The 1,652-nt window shown below is 36.6% G+C and carries 2 protein-coding genes and 1 pseudogene; all 3 read left to right on the forward strand.

Annotation, left to right across the window (positions count from 1 at the left end; all coding sequences use genetic code 11):
• Positions 1-193, forward strand: a pseudogene (locus M901_RS08800) (methyl-accepting chemotaxis protein); the annotation flags it as partial.
• A gap of 11 nt (positions 194-204) precedes the next feature.
• Positions 205-1,260, forward strand: a complete 1,056-nt coding sequence (cheB, locus tag M901_RS08805; RefSeq protein WP_021277845.1) for a chemotaxis-specific protein-glutamate methyltransferase CheB — start codon at positions 205-207, stop codon at positions 1,258-1,260.
• A gap of 34 nt (positions 1,261-1,294) precedes the next feature.
• The coding region (locus M901_RS08810) for a hypothetical protein (protein WP_021277847.1) at positions 1,295-1,652 on the forward strand (358 nt) is incomplete at its 3' end.

The following is a 1,652-nucleotide window of genomic DNA, read 5'->3' on the forward strand; positions in this document are numbered from 1 at the left end:
GACAACTAATGAAGTAACACGAATTGTAACTGAAGCAGCTGAAGGTGTTAAACAGATTAATGAAAATATTGGTCAAGTATCTGAAGCCGCAGCTACAACTGGAAAAGATGCAGCCAATACACAAGACGCAGCGAAGCTTCTGAGAGAGATGGCGGACACTTTACAAGTTCATGTGGATAAGATTGAAATTTAAAAAGGCATAGAATGAAAATACTCGTTGTAGACGATTCTATCGTTTATAGAACAGCAATAAACCAGGCACTTTCAGAAGTGCCTGGTTATAATGTTTTTAAGACTTGTAGCAATGGAAAGATAGCTGTTGATTTCTTAAAGCAAAATCCTGATACGGATTTAATAACTTTAGATATGGAAATGCCTGTTATGGATGGCATGGAAACAATTAAAGAAATAAGAAAGTTTAACAGCAAGGTTGTTATTATCGTTTTTTCTGCAATTACGACTCGTGGTGCTGAAAGGACGATTGATGCACTTTCAAGTGGAGCCGATGACTTTGTTACTAAAATAGAAGGCCAAGGAACAATTGAAAGCTCAATTGAAATGATTCGAGATGAATTGGTTCCAAAGATTGAAGCGCTTAAGTCGAAAAGAGCTACAGCTCCAATTAGTCCAGAGCAGACTTCTCTTGCACCGATAAAGCCTAAGGGAGTTCCCGAAGCAAGTAGCACAATGTCTGATGTTGTAAGTACAATGAACGTAAAGCCAAAACTTGTTTTAATTGGATGCTCTACAGGAGGTCCTGAAGCTCTAACAAAAATTTTTAAAGGAATTACAGAAAGACCAAGCTATCCAATGCTAATTGTACAACATATGCCACCTTTATTTACAAAGAAACTGGCAGAAATGTTAGACAAGGTTTCTCCTGTGGACGTAAGAGAAGCAGCAGGGGGTGAGAAGTTAGAGAATGGAGTTTGTTATATAGCTCCAGGTGACTATCATATGAAATTGGAAAAAGATTTGTCGCTTTCTCTTAACCAAGATGAAAAGGTTTGTTTTGTAAGACCCGCTGTTGATGTTCTTTTTCAATCAGTTTCTGAAAACTTTTCGAATCAGGTAATGTCCATTATTTTAACCGGAATGGGAGAAGATGGAGCAAATGGTTGTGAAGCATTAAAAGAAAAACAAGCTTATCAATTTATTCAGGACGAAGGCTCTTCTGTTGTTTGGGGAATGCCTGGTGCAGTGAATAGAAGAAATATAGGTGCGAAAATTCTTAATTTAGAGGATTTGGGCCACTTTTAACTGAGATAGCGAAGAGAATTTAAGAAGGTAATAGATGAACTTTGGAAAGTATTTAGTAGATAACTCTGCTGTTGAAAAAGAAGGTTTTATTCAAGCTGCCATTAAGCAACTTGAATCTCGCCCAAGTACTTTATCAGCTGTTGTAGAGTTAAACCTTCTTGATGTTGATAAATTGCTTGAAGTTATATTTCTCTCTTTGGATAGTGGGAATGACGTACTTTCAAGTATGAAGCAACTCGGTGTTTCTGACGAAGTTCTCACAAAAGTTGATGAGTTTCAAAGATTACACACTAAGAATCTAATTGATTTACTAGTTAATGAAAAATATGCAGAAAAATCTCAGGTTCTTGGACTTTATGAGAAATACCAGAACGAAGATTTTACGAATACTG

The sequence above is a fragment of the Bacteriovorax sp. DB6_IX genome (assembly GCF_000447775.1).
Classification (GTDB): Bacteria; Bdellovibrionota; Bacteriovoracia; order Bacteriovoracales; family Bacteriovoracaceae; genus Halobacteriovorax_A.

Coding starts and splice junctions, on each gene's coding strand:
- cheB (WP_021277845.1), top strand. CDS start 205: ATGAAAATACTCGTTGTAGACGATTCTATCGTTTATAGAACAGCAATA.